Source organism: Alteromonas gilva (genome assembly GCF_028595265.1).
Classification (GTDB): domain Bacteria; phylum Pseudomonadota; class Gammaproteobacteria; order Enterobacterales; family Alteromonadaceae; genus Alteromonas; species Alteromonas gilva.
Genome location: NZ_JAQQXP010000001.1, coordinates 1,287,933 through 1,311,422, shown reverse-complemented (window position 1 = coordinate 1,311,422; position 23,490 = coordinate 1,287,933). Strand labels below are relative to the sequence as shown.

Sequence of the window (23,490 nt, the reverse complement as noted above, 5' to 3'; positions counted from 1 at the left end):
ATTAAACGTCCTGTATAAGAGTCTGAAAAGCCTGCTCTAATGTGTGCAACAGGCGGTCCCCGTGTTCTGGTTGAAAAGGCATAGGCGGGCGTATTTTCAGTACCGAGTCATGCGGGCCGATCGTGCTGATCAATACACCTTGATTACGCAGGTAGTTAACGATCTTTTTCGCTATTGTAGTTGCCGGCGTTTTGGTAATTCGATCGTGCACCAGCTCTACAGCGAAGAACATGCCAAGGCTTCGCACATCCCCGATCAATTCATACTTATCTTGCAATGCGCGCAAACCACGCGTCACATACTCACCGGTCGTGACTGCGTTAGAGAGCAGGTTTTCTTGCTCCAGGACATCCAGCACCGCATTACCTACTGCACAGGCTACAGGCGTGCCACCAAACGTGTTGAAGTACATAGCATGTTGACTAAAGGCATTAACATTATCCAAATTCGAGACCAGGCCTGCCAAAGGAAACCCATTGCCCATCGGCTTGCCCAGCGTCACAATGTCCGGTACAACGTCGTGCCACTGATGAGCCCACATGTGTTTTCCGGTGCGACCAAACCCCGCCTGGACTTCATCAAAAATAATCAGCCCACCAGCATTTCTGACCAACTGTGCCGCTTCTTTCAAAAAGTCATCGGGAATATTAAGTAATCCCTCATTGGCAAAGTCCGGGCAAATTAACATGCCTGCCAGGCCCATTCCGTCGTCTTCAAACCCTTCTATAGCAGCCTGAATATGACTGAGATAGGCGCTTTTGAGTGCTTCATCATGCACTCCTTCGAGTCCACGATAGGTATCCGGGATAGGAAATGAACGCACACGTTTGGTGAGTTTAGCTTCAGGCATAAAGCCGGTACCCAGTTCGCCAACGGCTTCGGTATTACCATGATAAGCCGCATCCGTCACAATAATGCCCTTCCCTCCCGTGATAAACCGGGCCATTCGTAAAGCCAGTTCGTTAGCTTCACTGCCTGAGCACGTTAACATCGCGGCATTGAGTCCATTGTCAAAGGTGGCGGTGAGCCGCTCGATGTAATTAACAATATTTTCATGCAGGTAGCGTGTATGAATGTTTAATGTGCTCATTTGCCGACTTATCGCGTCGACAATTGCAGGGTGACAATGACCCACATGAGGGACATTGTTATAACAATCTAAAAACTGATTGCCCTGTTGATCGTACATCCATACACCTTCAGCCCGTGCAAGATGGATAGGCTGTTCATAGAATAACGGCGAGTACTTACCCATGGTATTGTAACGTCGCTGTAGTAAAGACTGCGTTTGGCTTTGCATAGATACATCCACTTAAAATATAGTGATAGATGCATCTTAGGTGAAAAAAAAACCATAAGGTATCCACCATATGGTTGAGTTGAGATAAACTCTAAAAATGCGTTTATCATCAATCAGGTAGTAACAGTTTGCAAAGCAGTCAGTTTCCCAGTTTATTTCAAGCTAAAAGCCTGGAAGTGATTAATAATCTCATAGAGGTCAGTGGTTCCGGCTTTTTCTTAGTTCAGCCGGATATGCAGCATTCATGCGCCTATTTATCGAATACTCCCACTGAAATAGAAAAGGCCTACACCTCTTTTTATTTTACGCTTGATCCCCTCAACCCCTCTAATTTTAAGGACTCTGACGTCAGGATTGTTACGCTGGACTCACAGATCCCACAACATGAACTCCTTGCGAGTCGCTATTACCAGGAATTCATGCAGCCTTATCGACACCGCTATGTGGCCGATATTTTTCTGCGCAATGCCCGCCAGGAAATCATTGCCGTCATTAGTTTACTGCGTGAAAAGCATTTAGAGGATTTTAGCGCCCGGGACATTGAACTGTTAGAGGCTATCCATGGTTTTCTGGAGTACACCTTAAATATGGTTTACCTGCCTAAACGTGAAAACGAACGCAGTGCTTTACAACAACACTACGGCCTGACCGACCGCGAACTGGATGTCGTGGAACTGCTGATATCCGGAGCCAGCAATAAGGAAATTGCACGCAGAATTAATATGGGGATTGCAACGCTGAAGACACACTTGCACCATATTTACCGTAAAGCATCGGTACAATCACGCACCGAACTCACTGCCCAAATCATGGCGGAGCTGTAACGCGGTGGCAAGTCCGGCAGCGCAAAGCAAACCGGACTTTTCATTTACCTGGCGATTTTAACCGCATGCAGTCGTGTTAGCTCGTGTAACCCATGAAGGCCAAACTCTACGCCCATACCACTTTGTTTAACACCACCAAAGGGCATATCGGGCTGAATGGTGCCGTGATCATTTATCCATGTCGTGCCGGCTTCCAACCGATGAGCAATTTCTGTTGCCTGGTTCACATCTTGTGACCATACCGAACTCCCCAATCCCACATCCAATGCATTGGCTCTGGCAACGGCATCATCAATGTCGGTATATCTGATTAGCGGAATGACCGGTCCGAACTGTTCTTCACTGACCACCGCATCCTGATCATCCACGTCCAGCAGCACTGTGGGCGAATAAAAGAAGCCACTGTTGCCAAACGGTTCGCCACCGCAGAGTATTCTGGCGCCGTTTTGACGGGCCTTTTCCACCAGCGTCGAAACGATATTCAATTGTGTTTTGTTTTGCAGCGGGCCTAATTCCACGCCATCTTCCAGGCCATTGCCGAGGGTGATTTTACTGACAACATTGGCAATTTCCTGCCCCAATGCTTCATAGATACTATCATGTACATACAGTCGTTTGAGTGCAGCACAGGTCTGGCCGTTGTTGTTTAGTGCGGCAGCAACCAGTTTGGGGGCCACCGCCTTTACATCAACATCGCTAAGCACAATCCCGGCATCGTTGCCGCCCAGTTCCAGCGTCAGGCGTTGCAGGTGCTCTGCAGCACCTTGCATGATTCGTTTACCGGTAGGTGTTGAACCAGTAAATATAACCTTTGCAACCTTCGGATGGGAGGTAAGCCTGGCACCAACTTCTGCGCCACCGGCGACCAAATTCAGCACGCCAGGCGGTAACACAGTGTTGGCCAACTCTACGAAGCGGGCTGTCGTCACAGGCGTCAGTGGCGACGGCTTTATCACTACTGTATTGCCGGCTCTTAAAGCAGGGGTAATATGCCAGGAAGCAATTAATAGCGGCCAGTTCCAGGGCGTTACCGACGCCACAACGCCTAAAGGTTTACGATGCAATTCAATGCGCGCAGTATCGTTATCCTGCAACACCTCAACCGGCAAGTCATAATCGGCATTGACATGAATCCAAGCGGCGGCGCCGCCAACTTCCATGCCCGCGCCGACGCCATGCAATCCGTTCAGCGGTTTGCCGGTTTCCTGTGTAATCAGCGCCATTAATTCGGGCATGTTTTGCTCTAACAGTGCCGCTAGCTGATGCAGATATTCTTTGCGCTCATCGGCCGAAGTCTGACGCCATGACTCAAACGCCACTGCAGCCGCCTGAACTGCCTCATCAACCTGCTCAACACTGGATAGCGCCATTTGCGCAAATGGCATTGCCGTCGCCGGATTCAGCACGTCTATATGCTTATCAGTATGGCATTGCCGTCCGTCTATTATTGTTTTGTATCGTTGCATAAATCTCACCCTTATTACCGTTGTTGTATGTTACCGGTCTGGCTCAACTTACTGGCACTTCCGGCAATTGTTTTAGCTGGCATCTACTTGTACTTCCGGTGCGGCAGTTCTAAAGACATCCAGTTCATTACAGGCATTGTATACGGCCATAATATTGGCAAACCCAGACATATCCTGGCCGAACCTTAACGCGTTATAAACCTGCGGAATCAAAAAGATATCCAGCATTGTGACCTGCATACCCATGGCATAAGGCGTTGCCACTAAATGTGCTTCGAGCGCCTCAAACCCCTGGGCAATCCAGTGTTGATACCAGTGGGTTTTCTGCTGTTCACTGAGCCCCAGCTCATTGCGCAAATAACGCAACACCCTTAAATTATTGAGCGGATGAATATCGCAGCTGATAACCTGACACAATCCTCTCAACTTCGCTTTTTCATTGTTGTCTGACGGATATAACGGGGGCTGCGGATGATTCTCCTCGAGCCACTCCAATATCGCGCCAGATTGTACAAGCGTTTGATTTTCATTTACTTTAAGCGCTGGCACTAATCCCTGATTGTTTACCTTCAGGTACGCGCTTGAACGGTGTTCGTTTGTCACCAGGTTTATTGGTATCTGCTCGTATTTAATCCCTTTAAGATTTAATGCTATACGCAACCGATACGCGGCCGAACTGCGAAAATAAGAATAAAGCTGCATCATTAGCCTCGTTGTAATGCTCTCAGTAATTAGCCTTCACCTAATGCTTTTTCATGCAGCCACGCCGCGTGTTTCGGTGCCCGTTTAGTTTTCGACCATTCCTCAAGCATCTGCCACTTAACCGCATTCAATCGACTCAGCTTCTCCTTTTCCTGCGGGTCGGGTGCCGCCAGTTCGAGCCTGTGACCATTAGGATCAAAAAAGTAAATCGAATGAAAAAGACTGTGATCGGTAACACCCAATACCTCTACACCGTTAGCCTCAAGGCGTTGGCGATAGGCTATTAAGGTTTCCCTGTCTTTGACTTTCAGCGCAATATGCTGAACCCATGTTGGCGTATTTGGATCGCGTCCCATTTCAGGGTGAGTCGGTAACTCAAAAAAAGCCAATACATTGTCGTTACCAGCATCCAGAAAGATATGCATGTATGGATCTGGCGCCTTGGTAGACGGTACATGGTTTTCAGCAATTGCCAACACAAAATCCATGTTCAGATTTTTGCCATACCACTCCACTGTTTCCTTTGCGTCGTTGCACCGGTATGCCACATGGTGAATCTGTTCAACTGTTAAATCAGACATCATTTACTATCCTCAACACCTATTTCAGAAAATCCCAATTACTGCGCGGGATGTGCTGGCAATACTGTCCCGGACACTTCGCCAAAGCCAATGCTTACCGCCCCTTCACGCTGACAGTTACCGCGCAAAATAATGGTATCGCCATCTTCTAAAAACGTGCGACTTTCGCCATTATCAAGCTTAAGGGGTTGCTTACCACCGGCGGTTAACTCCAGCAATGAACCCGCCTCCTCGGGATTGGGCCCGGACTGGGTACCACTGCCAAAGAGATCGCCGGCGCGCAGATTGCAGCCATTTACTGTGTGGTGAGCAACCATTTGCGCCACCGTCCAGTATGAATGCTTAAAATTAGACGATGAGATCCGTTGCGGGGGTAACCCCTCCTGGCGCATTTTTTCAGTAAGGATCAGCACGTCGATATTAATATCCACTCCGCCATGCTGGTTATTACTTTCTGATGATAAGTAGGGTAAGGGTTGTGGGTCATCCTGCGACCGTTCGAAGCTCGTCCGAAACGGCGCCAGCGCCTCCATGGTAATTACCCAGGGCGACACCGTTGAAGCAAAATTCTTTGCCAGGAAAGGCCCTAAAGGTTGATACTCCCATGCCTGAATATCCCGCGCCGACCAGTCATTAAACAGACACAAACCAAACACATGCTGCTCTGCTGAGTCAATGCTAATAGCCTTCCCAAAGGTATTTTCAGCACCGATGAATATGCCCATTTCAAGCTCAAGGTCCAGCCGTTGACTCGGGCCTAAACAGGGCGTATCACTATCCGGTGCTTTTAACTGCCCATAAGGCCTGTGGAAAGTTTGACCTGACACATCAATGGACGAGGAACGGCCATGATAACCGATGGGAATCCATTTATAGTTGGGCAATAGCGGATTGTCGGGGCGAAACTGCTTACCCACGTTCGTGGCATGAAAAACAGAGGTATAAAAATCTGTATAGTCACCAATTTGACAAGGCGTTTGGTATTGCGCCGTCTCTTGCGGCACCAGGCATTCAGCCACTACCGGTTCCGCGTACGTGCCTTTTCGCAATAAACGAGATAACTGCAAACGCAATGCCGCTGACGCCTCGCGCCCCATTCGCATAAAGTCGTTCAGGGTTGACTGTGAGGCCGCCTCACACGCCGCCTGAGCCGCTCCGTCCAATAAGCCTGTACGACTTAAAGCATTGAGGTCAACAATTTGATTGCCGATGGCCACGCCACCACGATACAGCTCGTCAGAGCCCGTCACTGTAAAGCTCGCAAAGGGTAAATTTTGAATTGGAAATTCACAGTTTGCCTGATTGGCGCTGGGTACCCAGCTCACCAATGCAGGATCATGCGTTTCGTTAAGTTTTATCATGTGTATGTCCTATATCGTATTACCAACGAGCGTCTGACTAGTCCTGCAGTTTGTCCCACACTTCCAGATCGCGTTCAGCGGTCCAGATCCGCGGCCAGTCGATGCCATCCAGCTCATCCCATAAGCGTTGCACATCAAACGGCAAACAGTGCTCAAAGATTGGCCACTGACCAAACTTTGGTGCCAGTAACTCATGGGTGGCTTCGAAAGCTTCTTTTACGGTTCCGCCTGCGCGATGCACCTGACCAACTTTGTCGATCATGCCGTTAAGAAAGTCGCGGGTTTGTTCGATAGCGGCATCAACGGCTTCTCTGCCTTTAACAACGGCACCACGACCACCAATGAGCACTTCGGCCTCAAGGGCTTTGATGTTATTAAGCGTGTGACTCGACCAGTCCATGTGGAAGGCATCGCCGGTATACAACGCGGCTTCGGCTTCCACCAAATCACCCGCAAACAGAATTTTCTGCTTTGGCAACCAGGCAATAATGTCGCCGGCCGTATGGCCTCGCCCGCAGTATTGCAGGATTAAACTACCCCGTTCTCCGCCTAAGGGAATTTCTAACCTGTCGTTAAATGTAATATCCGGATGCGTCAGCCCCGGTATCCCGTCCGGCTCACGAAACAAACGAGGCATACGCCCGTACTCGCTGTCCCAATCCTGCACTCCACGCTCATCAATGAGAAGCTTGGTATTTTCATGTGCGATAATAGACTCTGCGTTAAACGCCGAAGCCCCGAGCACCCGCACCGCGTGATAGTGAGACAGTACAAGATAACGGATTGGTTTATCGGTATGCGCTCTGAGCTTTTCCAGCCAATCAGATGCGGCTTTAGGGGTTGCCCGCGCTTCAAACGCAACGATAAAATCTTCCGCTTCAATAGCGCCAATGTTCGGATCGCCCTCTGCAGTCAGGGCATAGATCCCTTCGCCCAGGACCTCAAGAGTTTCTTGCTTTTCACCTAAATCTGCAGATGAAGCAAATGCTTTCTTCGACATGTATGTGTCTCCATTGATGTTGATGTAAGTTAATCCGGTTAAACGCGTGTGTAAGAATTTTTCACGCAGTCGAGCGCTTCAGTCAGCACATCGCGATCGCCAATATGATTGGCCAGTACCATGATCAATTTGGCATTAAATTTTTGACTCTCGTCGTTAGTCAAATTTTCATGCGCGTTGATCAGCTCTTCATAAAAATCGTCCGGGTTGTCGATATTTATCTGCGAGGTTAAAAATTGATAAGTTTGTTGTATCATGGTGTCTTCACCTCAATGGCAGTTGTATTGAGTAAACCATCTGCCGCAGTGGCTTTGGTTAACGCCGCAATGACTTTGCCGGCATCAAATTCGCGCCACCGCGCCGCAATATGCTGATCCGGCCTGATCAGGTAGAAGGTACCCGGCGTCATATCATAATGACGGGCAATAAGACGCTGACTATCAACCATTCCACGGTGCCCCTGCTGATGGATAATCAGCACATCAACCGGCACCGACGAGGTGGCTAACAAGGCCTCAAAGGACGGGCGTTCGTTGCTATCTGAGTAGTAGAGCCCGATAAAACGCCAGCCCAAATGATTGAGTAGCCAACTAGCCTGCCCATCGAGAGTAACCGGGGCATCCATACATGGAGATCCGGGCCTTTGTCTGGCACTAAACGGGGATTCATCAGGCGTATTGAGCGATGACTGATCCAGCGTGCAAGGCATTGATAAGCGACCGCTATTAACGAATGCACGGGCAAAGGCTATACTTTTCGCCAGTTCAACAACACCATCGCGAAAGGCTCTGCTTACCGGTGTTTTTGGCGTAATAAAATCGGTACTGCGAGTAGAGTTACGAATGTTTTCATCAGCACCGTAGCTACGCTCTTCGTTATAGGTTTCCAGCAACGCTTCAGGTGCCTTACCTTGTAATACAAACGCCAGTTTCCAGGCGAGATTATCCTGATCATGAATGCCACCATTGGCGCCTCTTGCGCCAAACGGTGAAACAAGATGGGCCGCATCGCCCGCAAATATCACCCGGTTATGCGTAAACTTATCCATTTTAAGGCATGAAAACGTGTAGATGCTGACCCATTCATACTCAAACTCAACATCGTCTCCCAAAAATGCCGCAATCTTCTTGCCTACTTTTTCCGGGCACAATTCCGCCTTTCGGTCGATGTTCCAGCCTAACTGAAAATCAATCCGCCAGATGTTGTCAGGCTGTCGATGCAACAACGCCGTCTGACCGCCATCAAATGGCGGATCAAACCAAAAATGGCGCTCGGCGGGTCCGTCATAATCCATCCGTACATCGGCTATTAAAAAATTGTCTTCAAACACTTTGCCGACAAAATCAAGCCCGAGTATCTTTCGCACAGCGCTGCGGTGTCCATCGGCTGCAACCAGATAGTCACAGGACAACAGATATTCTCCGGCAGGTGTTTTCACTCTGACAGTCACTTTATCGTCGTCATTTTCAACATCGACAACTTCACTTTGCCATCGAAGTTGGGTCTTCGGCTGCGCTTCGAGCAACTCGATAAGGTATTCTTCGGGATAAAACTGCTGCAAATTAACAAATGCCGGCATTTTTTGCTGCTTATCTGCTAACAGATCAAAACTGTACAGTGGGTTGGTATCGGCCCCCAGGAACACTTTGCCAATATCCCAAACGACGCCTTTACGCTTCATCTTCTCACCCACGTTAAGGCGATCTAATATTTCCAGCGTCCGTTTTGCCCAGCAAATAGCCCGACTGCCGTCGCTCACAGTATTGGAACGTTCCAGTATAATCGTGTTAATACCATGCCCGGCTAAATCAGCAGCAGTGGCCAGGCCAACGGGTCCTCCGCCAACAATAATGACAGGCACATGCGTCATACTGCTGCGGGTTAACTCGGGTGGTTCAACAAACTTATACTCCGCCCGTGACAGTCGGGCTTTACTCGTTGCGGCACCAAGCTCAGGGTACTTTGCTGACACGTTAGTGATCTCCAGTTGCACTTTACAATCAGGGTTAAGGCCATCCAGCCAGAGCTGGCAAGATTGTTAAATCTATGTAACTCATTAACGATATAGCAATAATAAAAACTGAAATTGTCATTTTGAGTTGCATAATTGCACTTTTCAGTATTAATTAGCCATATGGCTAGTCATGAGCATTAAAAGCAGGAAAGTAATGAAGAGCAGAATCAGCGCAGTAGGGTGTGGTCATGACAGGGTATAAAACAGGCGAGTGGATCCCTAATATCAATATTGGCAAAGATTACGATCGACGCTTTATTGACGCCTCGATTCATTACGATTCATTAACCAGCCTGGCGAGTTTTTTTGGGCGGGACATGTCTGTTCATCGTCATGCTCAGCATTTACAAATCCATTTTATCGACTCAGGTGATACCCATTTTCACATTGATGACAAGATTTTCCGGGTGTCTGGCCCCAGTTTGTTTTTAACCCCACCTGCAATACCCCACTCATTTTGCACGCAAAAAGACGTCAGTGGCCATGTCCTCACCATTCACCAATCCCTTGTCTGGCAGTTGTTTTCGCAAAGTCTCAGCCAGCAACAGGATATCGGCTTATCTCAGGGCATTTGCCTGTCGCAGAGCGCCATAGCAGCCGAGCAAGATCACCTATGGCAAAAACTAACCCGGGTTTGGTCTGATATCGCAGATGAATGGCAGGTTGATATGCCTGAACGCGCTGCCGCGCTGCAAAGTCATGTTAGTCTTATGCTGATTTATATTATCCGGCTCAATCACGAACGCATTAGCAGTATGCCCATCAGCAATGACGATATCCGCGTTTATAAGCGTTTTTCCAGTGAGGTTGAAACACACTACAAAACGGCCATGAAAGTGCCAGACTATGCCAGCAAAATTGGTGTATCAGAATCACGACTAACGCAGATTTGTCAGCGCGTCTCGCACAGCTCCCCAAAACAAAATGTACGACAGCGCCGCCTGCAGGAAATTAAGCGTTTACTGACATTCACCCAGTTAAGCATTACTGAAATTGCGTTTGAGATGGGTTTTAGTAACCCGGCTTATTTCACCCGTTTTTTTAAAAAGGAAATGCATATGACACCACTGGAATTTCGTAAACATGCCAGTCAGTAAGGCGACATCTGAAACACAAGTCAGCATCTGAGCGACGCCAAACTTCGTTATCCTGAACGAAATCTGCCTTACCATAGAAAGCCGCTGCTCAACGGCACAATGAAGTACCGCTCCTCAACGCACCTTCTTTCAACCAACAGCAATTTTCTGCACGTATTAACGACAACTATTACCTGCGCTGATGAGAGCGTCGCAACGTACAGGCATCCCCCGTTACGATAATGCCTCCCAGGCATTGAATCAAATAGGTAATAAATTGATAGAGATAGATAAATTCAGCGCAGTTGTTGCTGTATTCTGAATATTAAGAGTACCGAATTTGCTGAAGCAGAGCGTAACAAACACATCTTTTTGTGCGCTCGGATCGCGAATCCAGATTGTCCAATGTGCTGCCATCTGAACCTACCAAAACGTGGTCAGGCTTCTAGTTTTTGGACATTGGTACAGATCGTTGCAGGAACGCGGCCCGGAATGTTTATTGCCTGGCATTATGTTCTAAAAATAATAAATAAGGCGCAGGGCTCATGAGCTCTGTTGTCATTTACCAGCAGTAATTTATGCAAAATCATGATTTTGCATAAATATTGCCATTATCCGTATCGAATTAAGAGGTATATTTTTATCATGAGCGTTGAAATTGCCACCAAGTTTGAAGACTGGATAACTGATGTCAGCGAGATATTGCCACCGATGAATATCGTTCGTCAGGGCAATAGTAACAATAACTTTATCGGCGAAATTGAGCAAAGTGACCTGAATCACATTCGTCTTTGTACGGTGAAAAGCAACGGTGTATGCATCGATTCTTCTGCCTACGACAAGTACGCGCAATTATCGGGCAAAGAATACCTGGTAAAGTTTCAACTCAGGGGTAATAGCCGGGTAGAACACCGCAGTAAGGTCGTCGAGTTAACGCCCGGTGACTTCACTATCTGTTACATGGAAGAACCTTTCCAATTACAGTTCGAAAAGCTAAATAAACATGCGGTATTGATCATTCCGGCTCAGCAGATGAACAAAATCTGCCCGAATATTAAGCACTTTTTAGGATTGTTGTTTTCAAAAGCGGTCACAACCAATGCGCTGGTCAGTCAGTATGTCATTAACCTGATAGATAAAGTGCATACTATCTCACCAGACATCGTGGTAAGAATTGAGCATATACTACTGGAGCTGCTCGCCACTGCGCTCAGTGCCATTGAGCTTAAACCTGATTATACTGACTCAACCCCTGCAGCATGTTATCTAAAATCCATTAAAAATGTGATTTCTGCAAACCTCGATAACCCGTTGCTCTCACCAGACTTTATTGCTAAAGAAGAAAAGATCAGTAAACGCTACTTACATCAATTATTTGTCAGCGAAGGCGTATCGGTATCGCGTTATATTCAATTAAAACGCCTTGAAGCCTGTAAGAGAGCCCTCGCCTCACCTAATCTACAAAACATGTCTATTACTGATATTGCCCTTGAGTGGTGTTTTTCAGATGTTTCGCATTTTCACCGCTGTTTTAAGGCTCATTTTAATTTAACACCAAGAAAATTCCGCCTTCAGGCGCTTAAATCCTGAATCTCGCGGCTAGCGGTGGACACATAGTGACACCGCTGGTTTGCCCGGTAACGTGACGACACTAAGCGATAACTCAGCACGCTATTATTCCGGTTCAAACAGGTTTTTCTTCATATAAAACTTCACCCAAACCAGGGCAATTACCCCCACAATAAATAAAATACTACCGCTTATCATAAACACTTTTTGGCTCATCGCCGGCTCGGGAGCATTGTTGAGCAGCACAATTACCATAGCGACTATACCAACCAACTGTGGTACCGGGAAGAAACGGCTACGATAAGGACGGGCATGACCGGGCATACTGTAACGTAACTTAATGACGTTAATATGTGCAATGATATAGGCAATTAACCAGCTGGACGTTGCCGATATGACCATAATAATTAATAAGTCAGTATCCAGTAATAAATACGGCACTAACGTTAACCCCGCGATCAGAACGGTTGCTACCCAAGGCGCATTATACCGGTTGGTAGCCAACAATTGAGGAAACGCCTGGCCTTGCAATGCCATTCCGTGGAGCATTCTCGGCACCGATGCAAGCACGGTATTGATGGTACTACAGGTAGCAGCCAGGCCAAGTACTGTGGCGATAATCAAGCCTGTTTCGCCGAATATCTTATCCGTATAAGCAAGAAAAGGGATTGGTGACTCAATCAGTACTGACGAGGGCAAGTAAAGTGTCGCCCCGTAGGCAAACACCACAAATATCAGAAAAATCGCCATTAACGATAATTGCATTGCGCGGGGAATATTTTTCACCGGGTGCTTTACTTTGTCGATCATCGGGCAAATAAACTCAACGCCCACCATGATCCACATCGCCAGAGCGATAAAACCTATAAAATCACTGTCAATCCCGGCAAAACTCAGCGGATGCTCCGAGAGTGCGTTGTCGGCGAATACCGGCCGCTCAACGCTGCCGGAAATAGCCACACTGCCCACAAGAATGAGCGCAGCAACCAGTACGAAAGCCAGTATATTCTGCACTTTAGCAAAGACATCAGCACCAATAAGGTTGGTCATCATTAACAGACCAAGAAATAGCAGAGGAATATACTGCATGTAAGCAAAGCCTGGGATAAGTTCTGATAGCATCACTTGCACCAGAAACATTTCTACAGGAATGGCAAACATTGCCACCACTACATAGCCCGCAAAAACGGCCACAATGGCCGGGAAATGTCCCAGTGCTTTTTGTGTATAGGTGGCGAGGGTGCCCTCGCCAGGAAACATCAGAGATAATTCGGCAAAACTCATCGCATTGCATTGTGCAATCAGCAACGCACACAACATTGCCAGGAAAAAAGCCCCGCCACCGAGCCCGACACCCTGCAGTACAGATATCATAGACCCTTGGACAATAACCAGCCCTACACAAATCGCCAGCATGGTGGGTAACCCCAACAAACGACGTTGTTCACTTTGAGCTGTGGTATATTTGCTTTGCGTACTCTTCATTATTTATGCACCTTACATTCTTTTTATTATTGTGCGCCTGCACTAGAACCTATCGAAACGATAAGGAGATGGGTCAACAAGTGGCGATGCGTTGGTCGCCAGATCCGCAGCCAACTGACCTGCCGCAGGACCGGTGCCAAAACCATGGCCTGAAAAGCCCGTCGCCACTGTTAAGCCCGGAAGGGCGTCGATATTGTCAATAACCGGGTTGGAGTCGGGTGTCACGTCGATAAGGCCAGCCCATGCCTCAGCAATCTGTGCCTGATTAAAAGCAGGCCATGCTGCGCGTAGATTTTGCATCGCTTCCTGGTTAAGTTCAGTCACCGTAGCCGGGTTATTGACTCGCACCTTTTCAAATGGTGATACTGATGTCGAGCTCCAGCGCCGGGCTAGTTTGAGGTCTTCGATGAACGTCCTATCCAATGCTATTCGCAAAAAGTTCCTTTGGTTTTTGAGTTGGTCGAGGTATTGGTAACCCAGTAACAAATGGTCGAGGGTGAGCGGTGCCTTTAAAGCGCCACGTTGAGTAATAATGTAACCACCGTCCTGATGTTTACGAAAGGAAAAATCCGGTCCGCCAACCGCACTTAATGTCGGTCCATCAATCGCTGATGTACGCACTACCGAGCAAATCAGCGGCAGTGTCGACAGTTTTATGCCCATATTTCCCAAAAACCGACGGGAGCCAGCCCCGCCCGCCAGAATAACCTGATCGCAGTCTATACTTCCGTTTTCGGTCACTACGCCGGTGACTTTGCCAGCACGCGTAACGAGCGTACGTACTGCCGTATTTTGCAACACTACAGCACCTTTTTTCATTGCCGCACGGGCCATTGCCGTTGTGGCAACAGCAGGCTCAGCATAGCCATCACTGCCGGTATAAACCGCGCCTGCCCATTTTTTATTGCCGCCTGGTACACGTTGGTCAATTTCTGCGGTGCTTAATAACCGCGAACCAAGCTTAAACCCCGCCACTGATTTTAACCATTCATCATAGAGGCCGAGCTGGGCCTCGTCTTTGGCCAAAAACATGATGCCTTCACGACGATAACCAACAGGGCTGTCAATTCTCTCGGGCATCGAGGCCCAAATAGAATCAGCCGCGAGCGCCAATGGAATATCTTTTGCGTAGCGACTCGTTTTACGAATCCAGCCTAAATTACGGGAAGACTGTTCGCACCCTATCTGGTCTTTTTCTATTAATACCACCGGGATATCACGTTCTGCCAGGGTTAGCGCTGCAGCCACACCAACAATACCGCCGCCAATAACGACTACCGTCGTCGATTTAGGCATTTGCTTTGATGTGTGTATTGTTTCAAGCATTTTGGTCATAAAGGATTCCGCTTTAGCGCCTATGTAAGCGACGTACTTATTTCCTGAATATTCGCCTTACTGGCATTTCGGTAAGCCGTTACCTCCAGTTCTACTTTGTAACTGGCTCCCGCCATTGGCGGGCACGTTACCGTGGTGACCGGATTTATTCCTTTAAATTTTTTCCCTATGTGTCTCATAACTGCTGGCACATCTGTGGCATCGTGAATGAACACCCGCGAGCGTATGACATCAGCCAGTGTTGCATCGACAGTTGATAACGCCCTTTCGACATTGGCAAAAACCTGGTCGGTTTGCGCAAGGATATCGTCCGGTATCTCTTTGGTGAGTGGATTTCTGCCAGCGGTATTTGACACAAACACCCAGTCATCAACCGCAACAAGCCTCGAATAGCTTGCCTCTTCTTCTAACTTATTACCTGTTTTTACTTTAATGATATTTGTCATCGTTTTAAAGCCCATAAATCTAAATAAATTGAACTACTTAGTACTTTTAATCCGGAAAACCGGTAATGTGTTAACCCATCTCACAGAAGACAAAGGTTGCAGAAAATTATCCATCGTTTCCCCACACACAGGATGCTGTGCTTGCAACAATCACAGGCATTACCGTAGTACCGGTTCATCCCATAACGGCAGACTAATGCCAATTCCTTGTTCAATGGCATTGCGATACACATACGTCGCCCAGGCAACATCCTCTATGGGCATACCACCAACCGACAGAACAATAATCTCATCGTCATTGTTTCTTGGAGGCGTAGCGCCCGCTACGATAGCCGCAAGATCTTCAATGTCTTCATCGACCAGCTTGCCGGCTTCGATCATGTCCATAAACTGCATACCCACTAACGGAATATGGTTATGGGCAGGTTTAGGTACCTCTTCAAACCAGGCCTTATAAAGCCCTTTACTGTCCATGACTTTGCGTATGTCCGGTGAGATAAAATCCTCACCAAGCGTGCAACTGGCGGGCATAGCTAAAAATGCGCCGGGTTTTAGCCAGGCACGTTTTACGTGCGGATATGTTGCAGGGTTGCCAGTTTCGCCAGAGTTACAAAAGGTGACAATATCCGCGTCTTTAACGACCGATTCGATATCGTCAACCACTTCAATGGTGGTAATTTGCGGATAGTTCTCTTTCACCCAGGCCAGAAAGCTATTTAAACTGCGCTGTCCACGCCCTTTCACTTTGATGGTATTGATGCCTGGTCTGGCGGCGATAAATGCTGCAACCGATGTTTTACCCATGACCCCTGGTCCGAGTAAACCAATTACTTTGGCATCTTGCCGGGCCAGATGATGGGCACCAACACCTGGTATAGCGCCGGTACGGTAAGCTGACAATAAGTTCGCAGACATGTACGCCAAAGGAATGCCGGTGTCTGCTTCATTTAATATGAACATTAAAATGGAGCGTGGCAGACCTTTCTCACGGTTAGCGATGTTTGAGCCATACCATTTCACGCCACAGGTCTGAAAGTTTCCTCCCAGGTAAGCTGGCATTGCCATCATTCTTCTGTCAGCCGTTGGCTTTGGCATTGTTGGAAAGGGCGATTCTTCAGGAAAGGTGATCATTGCGCCATGAGAGTCGCTGTTCGGGCCAGCCATTCTGTAGTCACCGGTGTGCAGCAAAACAAACATTTCTTCCATTGCCTGGATGCACTTGGTCATATCAGTAACGCCGGCACGAATCATATCGGGTTCAGAAAGATAGATGAAATCGATCTTAGTGTTATCAGCCAAAACAGTATCCTCTAGATCAGACGTACTTCATTAGGACCCGCAAAAATAGTGCTACTAAGGGCAAACTTTCTTGTGTCACCTTGATGAGTACTTCTACATAACGCCAAATGCTTTTTCGATTGTTCACAGCTTGTCCCTGAGCATCAGGTCAAGTCTGAACCTAACAATCAAAATCTGTACTTACTGCCAGTAAAGTGACGGCTATTCGTTCTTTGTTAACAACGAAAACAGGTCGTAGTCTCAAAGCTAATCGTTTTATTTTGCGCTTTGACTGTATCGCCCGGATGATGTTTTTATTCATGTAGGAGATAGTTTGTCACTACTGGTCAGAAGCGACGTTTAGTACACCACAGATATACAGCCAATTCTTGAACCCCAGCGAAAGTGAAAATTGACTATGCGTGCATAAACCGAGCAAACTGAACAAAATACAAACAAAGGGCACAGGCAGGTATAGCAGCACGGGGGGATTTTCGACTTCCCAAGGTTATCCTGTTAGGCGTCAGACTTTAGCAGTCCTGCCAATGCACGGAAGTTGCACTAATCAGACTGCTGACCGACAGCATTGCGGAACTCTTTCGGAGACTGACCACTGTTCCATACCGAAAAAGCCCGGGAAAAACTGGCCGCAGAAGAAAAGCCAATAAGATTACTGATTTGATAAATAGTGAGATTTGTTTCCTTGAGATAGCCACAGGCAAGCTCGTAAAATACGCTATCGAGGATCTTTTTAAAGCTGGCTTTCTCATGCTGGAGCCGTCTGTATAAAGTAGCTTGCGAGAGCCCTAGTTGTCTGGCGACTTTTTCAGCTGTGAGTAAATCGGCCGAATTATTCGCTAATATTGCCCTTTTTACCTGATCAACAAAGGTTATAACTGTTCGCTTTTCTTTGAGGTCATTATCCAGATAGTCCTTCAGGATTTGAGTCAGATCGGGGTCGTATCGCAGACCCCGGTGATAAATATCTTTTTGATTTATGTAAACACTGTTCGAGTTTTGCGTGAAGTAACAAGGCGCTGACAACAGTCGTTCATATTTCGCGATAGTATCGGACGCTGCATGACGAAAAGAGATGTACGCTGGCTCTATCTGATTGTTTGAATAAAGACGAATAAAGCGTGATATCAACGCCTGACTAAACTCAACGTCCTGACGTGTGTTGGTATGTCCCATGCCATAAATTTCATAGCGAAACGCGTATTTGTTACCCTCGCGTTGTAACACCAGTGACGTCGACTCCTGCAACAGGTTTTGATAGTCACATAGTGCTTTGAGTCCATCATACAAGGTGCGGGAGGTTAAAAATAAAAACCCTAACGCCCCTAAAATTTCCGGGCCGACTCGCTTGCCCAAATCAATACCTAACAAAGGATTACCAGAATTGGCAGCAGCCATATTGAGAATATCCAGATAACGGCTTAGCGGTAACTGACTATGAGGATGACTCAGCGCATCAGGATCGACACCACAGACCGTTAGCAACTCTTCGATCTTCAGACCATATTCGGCAAGCGGTAACTGCAGACTGCGTATAACACTCGACCAAATCTGCGGTTCTTTTGCGTTTTTAAATGTAGCCTTCACATTGCGCATAATTAACTTCTATTTCGCGACGACAGTTACTTTTTAATTAGATTTTTTAACACTAATAACATTTAATTCAACTCTACGACAACCACCGTTACACATATATTCTAAGATCAGCCGCCATTCACACCTGACAGATTTTTTGCATACAAGAATTCAAAATGCAAGAGAGCCAATGAAAAAACGTATAATATCTACTATTATCACCCACCAACAGCCCGGTACCGATTAGACAGCGAAATCGTCAACATCTCCTGCGGCTATGACTGTAAATGCTGCCGATTTTTGTCGGTATTCGTGGGCATACTTGCGCGTAGCAACAAACCTTAACTAATGCACTTGCCAGGAGTAAATACAATTGCATAACCTCTCTTTCACTGACTTTAAGACAATATCAGTAGTGCTTTTATAACGGCTTAAAACACAGCTTTTTTAGCCTTCTCGCCAACCAGGTTACAGCCTTAAATAAGCCCAGTCTTACTGTGTTAAACAAGACTGATGCTATTTCTAAACGCGAGCTAGCGATGGGTAAACGGATCACAAATCATGCAAATTAACCCAATAGTGATAGCCATTGTTAACTTAAAGATAGGATTTGGTAACAAATCAGATTTTAAGTTCTTTATATTGATTAAAATAAAGTCACATTCACAAGATTAATGGGGTAAATAAGATGTCGTTATCATCAGCAATTCAGCTAAAACTGAGTGCATCAATGTGTTTATCAGGTGCTGAGCTAAGGGCAAAAATTTACGCCTCATGGTCGAATTTAAACGCATTAAAGCAGCACCTCGCTGGGGAGATTTCGCTATCGACCGGACGAGTTCAGCAGCATCCAACAGGTAGTCAGATTAATCTTTTAGCCGCCAGAAAACGCTGCAGCCAGTCAATCGAATTATACCAACTCAGCCAAACCCGGCAGTTTTGCAAACAGCGGAAATTGCTGCTATCGGCACCTGTCACTTACACGATAGCGGTCCTATTCGATAGCAAAAATAGCTTACGTTGTTCGCTGAAACATTTGCTCGATGTATTACATCGCAAATCGAAAAAAAGTCGTCATTCAGTAAATCGACTGGTTAACGGCGCCGTGCTTAAAGCTATTTACTTAGTGTCAGCCACTACGATTTGCACACCAATTAAAATTAGAAAAACTAATGCATAAAGGGAGGCTGATTACGCCAAAACAGCAATCAATAAGTGCAAGCCAACAACAATAACAACAGCACGTTTTAATCAGAGCATCAGGAACAAAACCATTTGGGAGCACAATGAGATGAAAGAATTCAGACTTACAAAGATTAGTTGTACCATCGCATTTTTATTAGCCGTTAATAGTTCACTCGCTGCGGCTCAGGAAGAACAAGCGGTTGAAGATAAAGCGACAAACAAAGATAAAACACTTGAGGTAATTATGGTTACCTCTCAACATCGTCAGCAAAGCCTTGCTGAAGTACCGGTGAGTATCACGGCGTTAAGTGGTGCGGAACTGGATAAGGTTGGCGCTAGAAAGGTAGATGATATCTTTGCCCGTACACCGGGTGTGAATTTTAGCCGAACTAACAGTTCAAACACCCAGCGCAGCAGTATTTCTATCAGGGGCATATCATCATCAGCCGGCTCCTCAACTACCGGTATCTATATTGATGATACGCCGATACAGTCGAGATCATTAGGCTATAGTTCGTTTAACAGTTTTCCGAAAATTTTCGATTTAGACCGGGTCGAAGTATTGCGCGGCCCGCAAGGCACTTTATTTGGTGCCGGCTCTATGGGCGGTACCGTGCGGTTTATAGCGCCCACCCCTGATCTGTATGACGACACAACGTATTTGCGTACTGAGCTGGCTCACACCGAAGACGGTGAAATGAGTCAGGAGTTTGGCTTTGCCTACGGGGCGCCAATTATTGAGGGCAAACTCGCTTATCGACTCAGCCTCTGGCAACGAGAAGATGGCGGCTGGATTGACCGGGTGAACTGGCAAAGAGCCGCGGATCCATCAGCCGCTCTCCCCGTAGCCGGCGACACCATTGATGAAAATGCCAACTCAGAAAAATCCAGGACCGGACGGCTGGCAATTACATATAAACCCACTGACGCCCTGACCATCACACCCTCTGTGTTTTATCAAAAAGCCAAACTCAATGACACCAGTGCCTATTGGCAAGCCTTATCTGACCCGGATGAAGGTGAATACAGAAGTGGTAATGCCATCAGTTCACCCAGTGAGGATGAGTTCACGTTATCTGCTTTGAAAGTTGAGTGGGAATTATCTGGAATGAGTATACTTTCAAATACGTCTTACTTTGATCGTGATGCCTATGCACTTAACGACTACACCGCCTTCGAGCAAGGTCTGTGGGCTGGGAACCCCTTCTTCCCTGAAGGCGTTGAAGCTACAGCGGAACAGATAAACGCTCAAAAGAACTGGACGCAGGAACTGCGAATTCAGTCAACCGGTATGTCAGATCTGAACTGGGTTGTGGGCGCCTTTTACTCTAAGTTAGAGCAAGAGTCTAAGCAATTTGTAACCGACCAGTATATTCCCGATTTCTTGTTCGGCATTATTCTCGGCCCGTTGGATCAAGGTCGTTACACGTCTGTCATTGATCCTGCTTTTTCAAATGAAGAGCAACTGTCGGTGTTTGCCCAGGTTGATTACGACGTGACCGAAAAACTAACCCTGACAGCCGGGTTACGTGTCGCCGACACAGAGGTTGAAGCGGGTGGCCACTATCGTGGCGCGGTCGTTGGGGCACCAGTCACCGATGAAGGCTCACAAAGTGAAACCCCGGTTACCCCTAAGCTTGGCATCAAATATACTATTGATGAAGATAATATGATCTACGGCTCAGCGTCAAAAGGCTATAGAATTGGTGGTTATAACTCCAAAGTGGGTGCGCCCTGTGCCGGAGATTTTGCCAACCTGGGTTTAGAAGATCGCCCACCTTTATATAAGTCTGACAGTTTATGGAACTATGAAGTTGGCTCCAAAAACAGCTTTAATGACGGTGCAGTTCGACTAAGCTCGAGTGCATTCTATATTGACTGGAAAGATATTCAGCAAAGCGTAAACCTGCAAAGCTGCGGCTTCACCTTTGTTGCCAATCAGGGTAGCGCTAAAAGCTATGGCTTTGATCTGGCATTGGAAGCGATGCTAACCGAAGATTTGATAGTTAACATGGCTTTAGGCTATACCAATGCTGAGTTCCAGGAAAATGTCATTGGTGGCCCGGCAGCCATGTTTAACATTGTCAGTAAGGGCGACCATGTAGTAGGAAACCCCTGGACGGGCACCATTTCGGCCGAGTACTTTTTTACTCTGCTAGATAAATACGATGCTTTCGCCCGACTGGACTATAACTTCAAGTCCAAACAAACTGACATGGTTGCAGGCAACAATCCAGCCAATGGCGCGCAGCCAAACAACTTCTTTGAACAACCCGCGACCAACCTGCTGTCAATCAGAACCGGTGTCACTATTAATGATTACAACATCTCGTTGTTCGTCAACAATCTGTTTAACTCAAACACCGTAACCTCGCTTACTGCAAGCCCAACAGTCGAATGGTCGAGCATCTTATTGGGTACGCCACCAATTAATGCTCAGAGTCTCTATACCTCGACGACGCTTCGGCCGCGCACTTACGGCGTTACCCTAAGCTACAGATATTAATTTTCAGGAAAATTAAATAGCTACGCTTTAGTTAACAGAAAACCTTGGACAATCGCTATGTTAATCAAAAAAATGATTAAAAGCTGTCTTTTAGCGGGTTGCGCAATGCTATCGCATTGCGCCCTTTCCGCCGCTTCAAGTGCAGACCTAATACTAACAAACGGTGACATTTATACACCCAACGGATGGGTAGAATCTGTTGCCATCAAAGACGGTATTATTATCGGCTTTGATCCTGAGCAATACCTGACTTCGTCGAGTACAGTCGTAGATCTCAATGGCGCGACGGTGTTACCGGGTTTCCATGATATGCATGTACACCCACTGAACTCAGGCTTACATAAGTTTCAATGTCGTTTTGCGCAAGGGTTATCACCTGAGACCGTGCAACAAAAAATAGCAGCATGTGTCACTGAACGTAAGGAGAATGAGTGGATAACCGGGGGCCAATGGGATGCGGCATCGTTTGGGCAGACACCGCCACACCGGAAGTTTCTTGACGAGGTATCTCCCAACAATCCTGTCGTACTGCGAGATATCAGTGGTCATAGCGCCTGGGCAAATTCCCTCGCTTTAGAGCTAGCTGGAATCACCGCCGATACACCAAACCCCGAAGGTGGCATCATTGAAAAAGACAGCAACGGACTCCCCACCGGCTTATTACGTGAAAGCGCTGCCGGGCTCGTTTACAAAAATGTGCCGGCTTATACGCAAGCGCAAAATGTCGAAGCACTGGCATGGTCGACACAACTTATGTTGTCAAATGGAATTACTTCTTACACCGATGCTGGTGTCAACGAAGTGGCGATGAAGGCCTATGCCACGTTGTATGACGCGGGCAAACTCAAACAGCGTGTGCGAGGTTGCAACCTGTATGGCTCCATTGTATTTTCGGCTGCCGACGAGCAGGTTTCTGCCGATCCCATAGAGCAGCGCAATCTTTATAGCCGCAGCAGATTTAGTCCTGACTGCGTGAAAATTGTGTTAGACGGTGTGCCGACCGACAGCCACACTGCAGCCATGGTAGACCCATACAAGGACAATAGCCATGCATCAGAGGAGCGCACCAGAGGCTTATTGTTAATTGAACAGGAAAAATTAAATGCCCTGGTGACAGACTTTGACAACAAGGGCTTAAGTGTAAAATTTCACGCCGCTGGAGACGCAGCCGTAAAAGCCGGTCTCACTGCCATTGAAGCTGCTCGCAAGAGCAATGGATTTAGCGGGGTGTTGCATGATGTAGGCCATAGCAGCTTTGTTCAAATGGATGATATTCAACGCGCCCGCAGCATTGCAGCCACTTTTGAAATGTCACCCTACATTTGGTACCCCAACCCTATTATCCCTGATATCACTAAAGCCACCGGACACGAGCGAATGAAGCGCTGGATCCCGGTTAAAGATGCAATAGACGCTGGCGCATTAGTCGTACCTGGATCAGATTGGGCTGTGGTCCCCTCCGTGAACCCCTGGATTGCTATCGAAACACTGGTGACTCGCCAAAAGCCAGGCGGAGGTAAAGATGTATTAGCGCCTCAGGAACGCATCAGCCTCAAACAGGCTATCGATTTATTCACCGTAAATTCAGCTAAGCATCTTGGTAAAAGTGATGAAGTTGGCAGTATTTCCGTCGGCTTGTATGCCGATCTGATTATTGTAGACAAAAATCCATTTAAAATTCCTACTACTGAATTACATAACATCAAAATACTAAAAACAGTGATTGCCGGTGAAACGGTTTATCAATCAGAATAATTTTTAACAACGAG

Annotated in this window: 18 protein-coding genes; 5 read left to right on the top strand and 13 right to left on the bottom strand. The window is 47.0% G+C overall.

Annotated elements, in window-relative coordinates; translation table 11 throughout:
* Position 1 precedes the first annotated feature (1 nt).
* Positions 2–1,300, bottom strand: coding sequence for an aspartate aminotransferase family protein (locus OIK42_RS05765; protein WP_273639024.1), 1,299 nt, complete (start codon positions 1,298–1,300; stop codon positions 2–4).
* Positions 1,301–1,428: 128 nt separating this feature from the next.
* Between OIK42_RS05765 and OIK42_RS05760 the strand changes: the two genes are divergently transcribed.
* Positions 1,429–2,124 carry a helix-turn-helix transcriptional regulator gene (locus OIK42_RS05760; RefSeq protein ID WP_273639023.1) on the top strand — a complete coding sequence of 232 codons (696 nt, stop codon included), beginning with the start codon at positions 1,429–1,431 and terminating at the stop codon, positions 2,122–2,124.
* 44 nt (positions 2,125–2,168) lie between these two features.
* On the opposite strand, the gene OIK42_RS05755 is transcribed toward OIK42_RS05760, so the two are convergent.
* The 7 genes from OIK42_RS05755 to OIK42_RS05725 form a co-directional block, all read right to left on the bottom strand.
* Positions 2,169–3,590 (bottom strand): aldehyde dehydrogenase family protein, encoded by a 1,422-nt coding sequence (locus OIK42_RS05755; RefSeq protein ID WP_273639022.1) that lies wholly within the window; start codon positions 3,588–3,590, stop codon positions 2,169–2,171.
* 72 nt (positions 3,591–3,662) lie between these two features.
* Positions 3,663–4,292, bottom strand: a complete 630-nt coding sequence (gene maiA / locus OIK42_RS05750) for a maleylacetoacetate isomerase (RefSeq protein WP_273641412.1) — start codon at positions 4,290–4,292, stop codon at positions 3,663–3,665.
* A gap of 29 nt (positions 4,293–4,321) precedes the next feature.
* The gene (locus tag OIK42_RS05745; protein WP_273639021.1) at positions 4,322–4,876 is read right to left on the bottom strand and encodes a VOC family protein; all 555 of its coding nucleotides are present in this window, start codon (positions 4,874–4,876) and stop codon (positions 4,322–4,324) included.
* Positions 4,877–4,911: 35 nt separating this feature from the next.
* Complete coding sequence (fahA, locus tag OIK42_RS05740) at positions 4,912–6,234, bottom strand: fumarylacetoacetase (RefSeq protein WP_273639020.1); 1,323 nt, start codon at positions 6,232–6,234, stop codon at positions 4,912–4,914.
* Positions 6,235–6,271: 37 nt separating this feature from the next.
* Complete coding sequence (locus OIK42_RS05735) at positions 6,272–7,234, bottom strand: MBL fold metallo-hydrolase (RefSeq protein WP_273639019.1); 963 nt, start codon at positions 7,232–7,234, stop codon at positions 6,272–6,274.
* 38 nt (positions 7,235–7,272) lie between these two features.
* Positions 7,273–7,491 carry a DUF2783 domain-containing protein gene (locus OIK42_RS05730; RefSeq protein WP_273639018.1) on the bottom strand — a complete coding sequence of 73 codons (219 nt, stop codon included), beginning with the start codon at positions 7,489–7,491 and terminating at the stop codon, positions 7,273–7,275.
* Positions 7,488–9,206, bottom strand: a complete 1,719-nt coding sequence (locus OIK42_RS05725; RefSeq protein WP_273639017.1) for an FAD-dependent oxidoreductase — start codon at positions 9,204–9,206, stop codon at positions 7,488–7,490. Before OIK42_RS05725 ends, OIK42_RS05730 begins: the two co-directional genes overlap by 4 nt.
* Before the next feature lie 230 nt (positions 9,207–9,436).
* Between OIK42_RS05725 and hpaA the strand changes: the two genes are divergently transcribed.
* Positions 9,437–10,345 carry a 4-hydroxyphenylacetate catabolism regulatory protein HpaA gene (gene hpaA / locus OIK42_RS05720; RefSeq protein WP_273639016.1) on the top strand — a complete coding sequence of 303 codons (909 nt, stop codon included), beginning with the start codon at positions 9,437–9,439 and terminating at the stop codon, positions 10,343–10,345.
* 624 nt (positions 10,346–10,969) lie between these two features.
* Positions 10,970–11,914, top strand: a complete 945-nt coding sequence (locus tag OIK42_RS05715; protein ID WP_273639015.1) for a helix-turn-helix domain-containing protein — start codon at positions 10,970–10,972, stop codon at positions 11,912–11,914.
* 84 nt (positions 11,915–11,998) lie between these two features.
* Here the strand turns inward: OIK42_RS05715 and OIK42_RS05710 are convergent, their stop codons facing one another.
* From OIK42_RS05710 to OIK42_RS05690, 5 genes are all read right to left on the bottom strand, one after another.
* Positions 11,999–13,378 carry an APC family permease gene (locus OIK42_RS05710; RefSeq protein WP_273639014.1) on the bottom strand — a complete coding sequence of 460 codons (1,380 nt, stop codon included), beginning with the start codon at positions 13,376–13,378 and terminating at the stop codon, positions 11,999–12,001.
* 42 nt (positions 13,379–13,420) lie between these two features.
* Positions 13,421–14,713, bottom strand: coding sequence for an NAD(P)/FAD-dependent oxidoreductase (locus OIK42_RS05705; protein WP_273639013.1), 1,293 nt, complete (start codon positions 14,711–14,713; stop codon positions 13,421–13,423).
* A 20-nt stretch (positions 14,714–14,733) separates the two neighbouring features.
* Positions 14,734–15,159 carry a Rid family hydrolase gene (locus OIK42_RS05700; RefSeq protein ID WP_273639012.1) on the bottom strand — a complete coding sequence of 142 codons (426 nt, stop codon included), beginning with the start codon at positions 15,157–15,159 and terminating at the stop codon, positions 14,734–14,736.
* A 159-nt stretch (positions 15,160–15,318) separates the two neighbouring features.
* Positions 15,319–16,458 (bottom strand): ornithine cyclodeaminase family protein, encoded by a 1,140-nt coding sequence (locus tag OIK42_RS05695; RefSeq protein ID WP_273639011.1) that lies wholly within the window; start codon positions 16,456–16,458, stop codon positions 15,319–15,321.
* Positions 16,459–16,998: 540 nt separating this feature from the next.
* Entirely contained in the window at positions 16,999–18,051 is a 1,053-nt protein-coding gene (locus OIK42_RS05690; protein WP_273639010.1) for an AraC family transcriptional regulator, read from the bottom strand.
* Positions 18,052–19,321: 1,270 nt separating this feature from the next.
* Here OIK42_RS05690 and OIK42_RS05685 point away from each other — a divergent pair.
* Positions 19,322–21,721, top strand: a complete 2,400-nt coding sequence (locus tag OIK42_RS05685; protein ID WP_273639009.1) for a TonB-dependent receptor — start codon at positions 19,322–19,324, stop codon at positions 21,719–21,721.
* 57 nt (positions 21,722–21,778) lie between these two features.
* On the top strand, positions 21,779–23,476 hold the full coding sequence (locus OIK42_RS05680; RefSeq protein WP_273639008.1) for an amidohydrolase: 1,698 nt from the start codon (positions 21,779–21,781) through the stop codon (positions 23,474–23,476).
* The last annotated feature ends 14 nt before the right edge of the window (positions 23,477–23,490 follow it).

Coding starts and splice junctions, on each gene's coding strand:
- OIK42_RS05765 (WP_273639024.1), bottom strand. CDS start 1,300: ATGCAAAGCCAAACGCAGTCTTTACTACAGCGACGTTACAATACCATG.
- OIK42_RS05755 (WP_273639022.1), bottom strand. CDS start 3,590: ATGCAACGATACAAAACAATAATAGACGGACGGCAATGCCATACTGAT.
- maiA (WP_273641412.1), bottom strand. CDS start 4,292: ATGCAGCTTTATTCTTATTTTCGCAGTTCGGCCGCGTATCGGTTGCGT.
- OIK42_RS05745 (WP_273639021.1), bottom strand. CDS start 4,876: ATGATGTCTGATTTAACAGTTGAACAGATTCACCATGTGGCATACCGG.
- fahA (WP_273639020.1), bottom strand. CDS start 6,234: ATGATAAAACTTAACGAAACGCATGATCCTGCATTGGTGAGCTGGGTA.
- OIK42_RS05735 (WP_273639019.1), bottom strand. CDS start 7,234: ATGTCGAAGAAAGCATTTGCTTCATCTGCAGATTTAGGTGAAAAGCAA.
- OIK42_RS05730 (WP_273639018.1), bottom strand. CDS start 7,491: ATGATACAACAAACTTATCAATTTTTAACCTCGCAGATAAATATCGAC.
- hpaA (WP_273639016.1), top strand. CDS start 9,437: ATGACAGGGTATAAAACAGGCGAGTGGATCCCTAATATCAATATTGGC.
- OIK42_RS05715 (WP_273639015.1), top strand. CDS start 10,970: ATGAGCGTTGAAATTGCCACCAAGTTTGAAGACTGGATAACTGATGTC.
- OIK42_RS05710 (WP_273639014.1), bottom strand. CDS start 13,378: ATGAAGAGTACGCAAAGCAAATATACCACAGCTCAAAGTGAACAACGT.
- OIK42_RS05705 (WP_273639013.1), bottom strand. CDS start 14,713: ATGACCAAAATGCTTGAAACAATACACACATCAAAGCAAATGCCTAAA.
- OIK42_RS05700 (WP_273639012.1), bottom strand. CDS start 15,159: ATGACAAATATCATTAAAGTAAAAACAGGTAATAAGTTAGAAGAAGAG.
- OIK42_RS05690 (WP_273639010.1), bottom strand. CDS start 18,051: ATGCGCAATGTGAAGGCTACATTTAAAAACGCAAAAGAACCGCAGATT.
- OIK42_RS05685 (WP_273639009.1), top strand. CDS start 19,322: ATGAAAGAATTCAGACTTACAAAGATTAGTTGTACCATCGCATTTTTA.
- OIK42_RS05680 (WP_273639008.1), top strand. CDS start 21,779: ATGTTAATCAAAAAAATGATTAAAAGCTGTCTTTTAGCGGGTTGCGCA.